The organism is Psychromonas ossibalaenae ATCC BAA-1528 (assembly GCF_000381745.1).
GTDB lineage: Bacteria > Pseudomonadota > Gammaproteobacteria > Enterobacterales > Psychromonadaceae > Psychromonas > Psychromonas ossibalaenae.
In genome coordinates this window covers 1-8,238 of sequence record NZ_KB907054.1, presented here as the reverse complement: position 1 = coordinate 8,238, position 8,238 = coordinate 1, and the positions used below count along the sequence as shown (strand labels likewise).

At 36.7% G+C, this 8,238-nt stretch carries 8 protein-coding genes; 6 read left to right on the top strand and 2 right to left on the bottom strand.

The features are described from left to right. Positions 1-836 precede the first annotated feature (836 nt). Both G327_RS25530 and G327_RS27680 read right to left on the bottom strand, forming a co-directional pair. Positions 837-2,156 carry a reverse transcriptase domain-containing protein gene (locus G327_RS25530; RefSeq protein WP_019617224.1) on the bottom strand — a complete coding sequence of 440 codons (1,320 nt, stop codon included), beginning with the start codon at positions 2,154-2,156 and terminating at the stop codon, positions 837-839. Beyond that, positions 2,143-2,712 carry an SLATT domain-containing protein gene (locus tag G327_RS27680; RefSeq protein WP_425413802.1) on the bottom strand — a complete coding sequence of 190 codons (570 nt, stop codon included), beginning with the start codon at positions 2,710-2,712 and terminating at the stop codon, positions 2,143-2,145. Before G327_RS27680 ends, G327_RS25530 begins: the two co-directional genes overlap by 14 nt. A gap of 341 nt (positions 2,713-3,053) precedes the next feature. On the opposite strand from G327_RS27680, the gene G327_RS25525 reads away from it, so the two are divergent. The 6 genes from G327_RS25525 to G327_RS0123295 all read left to right on the top strand — a co-directional run bounded on the left by G327_RS25525 (position 3,054) and on the right by G327_RS0123295 (position 7,402). Beyond that, positions 3,054-3,410, top strand: coding sequence for a hypothetical protein (locus tag G327_RS25525; protein ID WP_019617223.1), 357 nt, complete (start codon positions 3,054-3,056; stop codon positions 3,408-3,410). Further along, the gene (locus tag G327_RS0123320; RefSeq protein WP_019617222.1) at positions 3,400-3,873 is read left to right on the top strand and encodes a hypothetical protein; all 474 of its coding nucleotides are present in this window, start codon (positions 3,400-3,402) and stop codon (positions 3,871-3,873) included. Before G327_RS25525 ends, G327_RS0123320 begins: the two co-directional genes overlap by 11 nt. A 115-nt stretch (positions 3,874-3,988) precedes the next feature. After that, complete coding sequence (locus G327_RS0123315; RefSeq protein ID WP_019617221.1) at positions 3,989-5,182, top strand: tyrosine-type recombinase/integrase; 1,194 nt, start codon at positions 3,989-3,991, stop codon at positions 5,180-5,182. A gap of 3 nt (positions 5,183-5,185) precedes the next feature. Further along, positions 5,186-5,374 (top strand): hypothetical protein, encoded by a 189-nt coding sequence (locus G327_RS0123310; protein ID WP_019617220.1) that lies wholly within the window; start codon positions 5,186-5,188, stop codon positions 5,372-5,374. A gap of 629 nt (positions 5,375-6,003) precedes the next feature. Further along, positions 6,004-7,191: a reverse transcriptase family protein gene (locus G327_RS0123300; RefSeq protein ID WP_019617218.1), complete on the top strand. Its 1,188-nt coding sequence runs from the start codon at positions 6,004-6,006 to the stop codon at positions 7,189-7,191. Beyond that, a complete protein-coding gene (locus tag G327_RS0123295; RefSeq protein WP_019617217.1) occupies positions 7,178-7,402 on the top strand; it encodes a retron Se72 family effector protein in 225 nt (74 codons plus the stop codon). Before G327_RS0123300 ends, G327_RS0123295 begins: the two co-directional genes overlap by 14 nt. The last annotated feature ends 836 nt before the right edge of the window (positions 7,403-8,238 follow it).

Below are 8,238 nucleotides of genomic sequence, written 5' to 3'. Positions count from 1 at the left end.
CCGGTAACCTCCCTCGCGACTTTCACATTTAAATTCTAAGCAAAATTACAACAATCATATTTCTCAGCACTAAATCATTATTTTAAATCAGCATTGATATGTACCTGTAGATCATTACCAATTCAGACCAGACTGTGATTACCCCATGCCTCCATCATGATTCGCGCTAATCTAACTCAGATACAATTCAGAGCGATTCTAGCGTTAGATAAATTCCTCTAAGTAATTACATTCGCCACTCCCCCCCCTCTGCTACGGAGTCACTCAGCAAGCAGTTACATAGCCTCAACAGATAAAATGAACTGGATTAGTACCGTCGTATTTAAATTAAAAATAATAGCTAGCTCTACTGTCGCCGCCGTCGGGAAATTTAGGCTAATCTAATCTAATCTAATCAGCTCAGATTCTAATTCAACCAGTAATTCACAGACTGATATTCATACTCATATCGCTAATTGTGTCACTAGGGGGATTTTAGGGGGCAATCTGCTAATGATTAACTAGTGAAGTTGATTTAATAGAATTACACCAGAAATACCACTCAGAAAATAAAAAGAGGACAGCATCCCTAAATAGAAAAATTACTATTAGGTTTAGTGTCCAGTTCTGCATTTTTAATTCTAAATACAGTTACCGTTGTCGGCGGCGACAGATTAGTGAAAATCAGCTTAAATTCTAAGTGTAAGACCGGCGGAGGACAGGCCCGACGACAACGACAGGGAAATCAGTTAAATGTTAAAGCTGGGGAGTTAGGTGTGGTGGTAGCTGATGAGGATTTGCTAGGTCAATGTGTTGCTATCGACCCAGCGATCTAGGATTTGTGGCTTGGGGGGTTGTTAGCTATTATTTCTTAAGTCCTGATCAAGGTCATTAACAAGGTGCCTAATTCTTTTTTGAAAAATAGCATCTACAGTAGAGTCATCTAAAGACGCAATGGTCTTTAACTCCATGATTTGGGCAAGGTACTCTCGTTTTTCTGCAACTGTGTACACATCAAAGTTTAGGATGTATTTATAATTTTCCAAAATAACCCTGTTGCACTCACCGTATGTTTTAGAAAACTTTTTTTGTTTTATCTCTTCACTCAGACCTGCTTTTTTCAAGAGAGTTTTAACAGTGCTATCGAGTTTATATAAAACCTGTAAGTCTTCTAGTTGTGAGTAATAGAAAAGCCATCCTCGCCTTTTACCTTCAAATATACATCCTGTAATTCTTATATTGAGCTTATTTTGCGTAATATCGAAATTAGGTTTTTCTACATACTTAACTGAAGAAATAATTTTTGCTATCGACATTTCAATACGATGAATTGATTCCGGTTTAACCGTTAGTTCTCTATTACTAATTAAATAGCCAAGAAAATCAAATTCATCACTTAATAATCCGTATTTTGTCTTACTATTAATTTCGTCATATGGATGGCAATCTAATCCAATTGAATCAAATCTATCTATAATTCTTTTCACTAGTGGTAATGTTTTTTTTGACTTGGAAAAGATCAATACATCATCTACATAACGGTAATACGAGTTTTTTTTGTCTGAAGAGTTCTTTGAGTCAATATCTTTTAAATAAACCTCTGCAAGTATATTTGAGATAGATAGTCCCTGAGGAATACCTTTTTTACACTCAATGCTACCAGTAGTATTTTGAATAGACTGAAATAAAAGGTCCTTAAATGAAGCCTTCTTTATCCGAGAAGATAAAGCATTGAATAATAAATCATGTTCAATACTAGGATAAAATTCTTTAATATCTATTTTTACAAAAGATTTGTATTTTAATTTTTTTACGTCTAACTTTATTTTTTCCAACATTAACTGAGGAATAAGGGTTTTAGAACATTCAGGATATACGTCTTGCAATGTTAAGTGCAATGCTTTTATAACAATGCGATCCCTAACTGTAGGAATAGAAATAACCCTAGGGCTTTTGCCTGCGCCCTTAGATATTAACTTTTCTTTATAACGACTGAATTTATAAGATCCATTTCTTATCTTTCTTAAAATAATATCTATTTCACTATTTATATCAAATTCATCACAGGCCTTTACCCCATCAACACCCGAGGAGGAAGTAAAATGAATGTTTTCGTAATATATCTTTAGTAGGCTCTTTTTACGAAACCTAGTATTAAAAGCTTTATATGGCTGCATAGAGAATCAACAAGTATATAGGAAGTAAATATAGTAATGTCAGTATTGACGTTCGTAAGCTCTGATAAGAAATTAAGTGGATCCATTCTTTGACTGTGATTTTTCTAGTACAGTTACCACCTGATTCATAAACGATAAAATAATACAAATCGATTTTACTGTGATTCTCTACTTCTCTTAATAAAGTTAAATAGTCATAATTTACTTCCGTGATAGATTTTTCACAATGACATAGCTGCAAATCAAAACTCAATTGTTGCAAGCTAATATAATTATTCTTTAATTGTGACGACCTGTTTTTAAGATCTAACTGCGGAATAAGCAAAGATAATGTAAATACAGCTCCAGTTGCAATTGTCATTATTACGTCAGAATTTTTAAGAAGAAAATCTGGATACTTGATAAGGTATATTGATAATGAAAACGTAATAAAGGAGTACCAAATAAGGATATAAGTACTGTGTATATGATTGGATAATATTCTTTCAGAAGATCTAATTCTAGCTTTTCTTGTAAACCAAATTTGATCGGCTAAAGAGTTCTTAAGTTTTACGATATCGTTAATAGTTAATTCTCCGCATAAAAGGAAAGGTGCTCAAGATGGATGTCAATAACTTGTATGATATGCCAAACTTGTCGGCACCTTAAATTATTATATTCAAACACTTAGAGTGTAGAGATTAGATTTGCCCACTATACAGTGAACCTTGACCAGCTAAGCTAGCCAAACGGTATGCATACTAATAAAACTTTGTAGCCCCGTTCCATCTTGAGCCGTTTAATCATACGCTTACCAAATTAATTTATCAAAAAACAATCAGAAAAAATTCACAAAAAGTAATAACCTTAACCACAAACATATATTAACTCCTTGATATTCAACGCAAGGAGTTAATCATGAAGAAAGTATCCGCTGTATCAGAGATACCAACACTACTAATCACCAGCGAACTAATCGAACAAGTTACAACAATCCTTACTGAGCCATTTAATTCAATGGATGAAGCAGAACAAATATGGGCTGAGTTAAAGTGTCAGCTATGGCATATCACTAACTTAAACGACTTACCTACTGACCAAGCAAGCAAAGATAGATTACTTCACGCCATTGAATACCCCGAATGGATTGAGTCACTCGATTCAGATACACAAATCTCGCTAACCGTCGTCGCCGACGACGGTCAGGGCTTGTATTTACTACTGTCTAATCACATTACTTTCGATGAAATTAAGGATGCTTACCATGGAAATTAAACCAGATAATGCCAAAGACGACACCAAGGTTGATAGCTCGGCTAAAGCACCAGAAGTCGTATTTGAAACTATCTACGTTGATTCAGCCCCAAAGCTTAGAAATCCAGAACACTTAGTACATTACGAGCTGGGTAAATCAGGTAAAAAACACGGTATCCACATCACTAGCAACGACAATAATGGCCTCTTTTCTAACGAATGGGTAATGCTTGATGACATTGCTAAATGCCTTGAACCATTAGCTAAATTAGATAACTTCCCATCTAAACTGCTAGTGACATTGTTCAAAAAAAAATCTTGCAATAATTCAGGTTTTCTAGCAGCAATACTCAGGCATGAAGGCGTATTCGGTGCTGTTGATAAGAAGATGTATCAACACCATTTAATCATCACCTCAGCCAACTTAATTAAACACTTCACTAGCAAACCAACTCAGGCAACAACACCAGACACACCAAAGTAACCTATCAATCAGGAGAGTAAACATGACTATTCGTATTAATAACGAAGGCTTAACTGTGCCTGTAATACAGGCATTAGTTGGGTCTTTAATATTGTGATCATGCAGGGATATCTATATGAGCCCAAGTAAATTCAAATTCAACAAACGACAGATTGACTCACTTCCCGCGACGGCGACGACGAGTAAAAGTCGAGAAACTGAATACACTGATGAAAGCTGTTCAGGCTTAAAGCTGATTGTAAATCGGCAAGGTAGGAAGCGATTTCTATTCCGCTATACATTCAATCGAGTTAAACGAAGCATGCAGTTAGGTGAGTATCCTGGATTAGATATTGCCACTGCTCGTTTAATTGCTAATGGTCACAAGAAGGAGTTAGCACTAGGTAATGATCCCAAGCTATTAAGGGATGAACAAAAAAGCGTACCCACATTTTATGAATTTTCTGAATTACATTACTTACCGTTCGCCAGAGTAAATAAACTCACAGCGAAAAGTGATGAAGGTAATTTAAAGATGCATTTTTACCCCGTTTGGGCACGTAAACCATTAGACCAAATAACCCAGCACGATATTCAGAAGCGGTTAGATGAATTGCTCGCAACACGTAAACCATCAACGGTTAATCGCTTGAGAAGTCTAATACTGCGAATTTTAAAATTATCCGTAGAATGGGGCTTCACTAGTAGTAATCCGGGTTTGCATATCAAAAAGCTCAGAGAAAATAATCTACGACAGAAGTTTTTAGATCAAAGCGAAGTCGCTATTTTCATGTCAGCGTGTGATGCTGATGAAAACAAGACTCAAGCTAATGCTCTTAAATTCGCACTACTCACTGGCATGAGAATAGGTGAAATATGCAGAGCAAAATGGGAGGACTTGACCGTCGACGACGCCAATGGAAGCCTGTATTTACCGCACACAAAAGCTGGGTTAGCGCGAACTGTAATACTGAACAAATTTGCATTAGGCATTATCAATCAGCAGAAACAGTACAGGAAACCTAATAACCCATTCATCTTTCCTAGTCACGAAGCAGGAAAGGCGATCACTAACCCGAAGAAGACATTTGCCAGAATTAAGAAGCGAGCACGTGTGTTGGGCAATCTGAGGATTCATGACTTGCGGCACTCGTTTGCCTCAATTTTAATAAATTCAGGCAATGCCACCCTCTATGATGTTCAGCATTTGCTAGGGCATCATTCACCTCAAACTACCACTAGATACGCCCATATTACATCTTCTCGGTTACGGGATGTGAGTAACAATGTGTCAGATTTAGTGATTGAAGCAACCAATATACAGGAGTAAACCATGGCTAAAGCAGGTAAACATGAGCGTAATTTTGATCGAGCAGCTGATGATATGGATGAAGCGAATAATGCTTTAGATGAAGGCAAATATATCAAGGCCGGATACTATGCCAGTGTTGGTATTGCCAAACCGATTATTGGCGTAGCTAAAGATCCTGTTGGATTTTTAGTTGAGCTGATTAAGGGTTAGATTAGGAGAAGAAAGCTATATTAACGCTTTCTTTTTTTATGATGCTCACAACGTTTATATATTAAGGATAGGTACTGTTGACATTAAATTATTGAGACTGTATTGTGGATTTGTGGGTGTTATTCGCCCATTTGCAATGTTCTTTGAATAACTTAAGCAGTACAGAAAAACGATGTTCTCTTTAGGGAACGATCCGAAAGGATCATGACCGGACTCCTGCGACTTACTGGTGGTTTTCATCCAAATCTCATTTGGACATGTATTCCGCTAACAAATCGTCGACCGTTGTCTGGCATAGAGTTTGGAGTCGGCTCAAAGGTCAATATATTTATTTCTGTCATTTCCAACTTGGTCTGGCGTGCAAATTCGCACATGCCATAGAAGGAAAGCAAATGGATAGTTTTAATATTTCATTCAAGTTAGTAAAACACACAAAGAACTCGGACTTAAACATTGAAGCCAATTTTGAGTCTAAAACGCGAGTTGACCAGAGCTCATCGAATTACACAGGATTGCTTGCAGGCTGTGTCTCGGTGGTTTTAAATTTTTTAGTTTTCGGGAATAATATATTGGACCTGATTAACAACATTATTTCATAACTGACTCCACTCTTTTTTTTTCGAGGTCACATGGATAAACCCCACTACCCCTTTGAACCGATCGGTTCAATTGATAAATTAGCGAGAACACTTGGCGTTTCCCCTGCTGTTATGGAAGCAATTTCGAATCGAATAGATGAATCATATTCTGAATATGAACTTCCTCCACACCCCAAAACGGGAAAAGTAAGAACTGTATTTGAAGCTAAACATGAATTAAAGAGAATCCAGAAAAGAATTAATTCCAGGATATTTGAATTAATTGAATATCCTACTTATTTGCAAGGGGGAATTAAAGCTACTCCCAAGCGTGATTATGTTGAAAATGCAAATATGCACGTAGGTGCCAATTCATTAATAAGTTTGGATATAAAAAATTTCTACCCTAATATAAAAGCATCACAAGTCTTTAATATTTTTAAACAGTTATTTAATTTCCCAGATGCTCTAGCAAAAATATTAACTAAATTAACAACCTATAAAGGCACTGTTCCTCAGGGGGGTTGCACTTCCACTTACCTAGCAAATCTAGTGTTCTTTAATTCAGAGTATCATTTAGTATCTGCATTTAGGGGGCAAGGTATTGTTTACTCCAGATTATTGGATGATGTTGTATTGTCCTCACCCAAAGTTTTATCAAATTCCGAATGTACAGATGCAATTCAGAAAGTTGCAGGCATGTTCAAAAAATACGAATTTAGGCTTAACTCTTCTAAAACAAAAGTTGAATTCAGAGGAAACAGTAATTCTGAATTTAATGTGACGGGGTTATGGATAGAACATAGTAAACCGAAGATCAGAAAAAAAGAAAGAAGGTACATTAGACAACTAGTATTCAATTGCGAATTAAAATACATACAGTCCAAGCACTCAGATGACTATCATATATTTTGGAACAAAACGTCAGGACTCGTAGCTAAACTAGAGAGATTGAAGCATCCTCAAGCTAAAAAATATCGGGATAGATTAAAGCAAGTTCTTCCTATATATGATGATGTGAATATTCGTAAAATAATCAAATTAACAAATAAAGCGCTAAAGGTACCAAAAGAAGAGCATAGTAGGTACGGACGAATCCAGAACTGCAATCGCATCCTTTATCGGTTAGGTATTCTGGGACGTTCAGAGGCAAAACTAGCTAAAAATCTACGCCGTAAATTAAAAAGTCATTATTCAACAATACCAACAAAGAAGGAGTACTGGTTTGGAACAGCGTGAAAATGGTATTATCAACGCTTACGATCCCTTTAAAGGCTTTGGGTTCATCAGACGCGAAAAAGGGAAGGATGTATTTTTCTTGTTCGATGAGGCACTTAGTGTAGTTGGAGAGCTAACAGTGGGGGATTTAGTTAGCTTCGAGGTGGAAATGAAGCCTAGAGGACCTAGAGCTAAAAATATAGAAAAATCCAAACACCTCATTGAACTCTAACAACCCCCCAAGCCACAAATCCTAGATCGCTGGGTCGATAGCAACACATTGACCTAGCAAATCCTCATCAGCTACCACCACACCTAACTCCCCAGCTTTAACATTTAACTGATTTCCCTGTCGTTGTCGTCGGGCCTGTCCTCCGCCGGTCTTACACTTAGAATTTAAGCTGATTTTCACTAATCTGTCGCCGCCGACAACGGTAACTGTATTTAGAATTAAAAATGCAGAACTGGACACTAAACCTAATAGTAATTTTTCTATTTAGGGATGCTGTCCTCTTTTTATTTTCTGAGTGGTATTTCTGGTGTAATTCTATTAAATCAACTTCACTAGTTAATCATTAGCAGATTGCCCCCTAAAATCCCCCTAGTGACACAATTAGCGATATGAGTATGAATATCAGTCTGTGAATTACTGGTTGAATTAGAATCTGAGCTGATTAGATTAGATTAGATTAGCCTAAATTTCCCGACGGCGGCGACAGTAGAGCTAGCTATTATTTTTAATTTAAATACGACGGTACTAATCCAGTTCATTTTATCTGTTGAGGCTATGTAACTGCTTGCTGAGTGACTCCGTAGCAGAGGGGGGTGAGTGGCGAATGTAATTACTTAGAGGAATTTATCTAACGCTAGAATCGCTCTGAATTGTATCTGAGTTAGATTAGCGCGAATCATGATGGAGGCATGGGGTAATCACAGTCTGGTCTGAATTGGTAATGATCTACAGGTACATATCAATGCTGATTTAAAATAATGATTTAGTGCTGAGAAATATGATTGTTGTAATTTTGCTTAGAATTTAAATGTGAAAGTCGCGAGGGAGGTTACCGG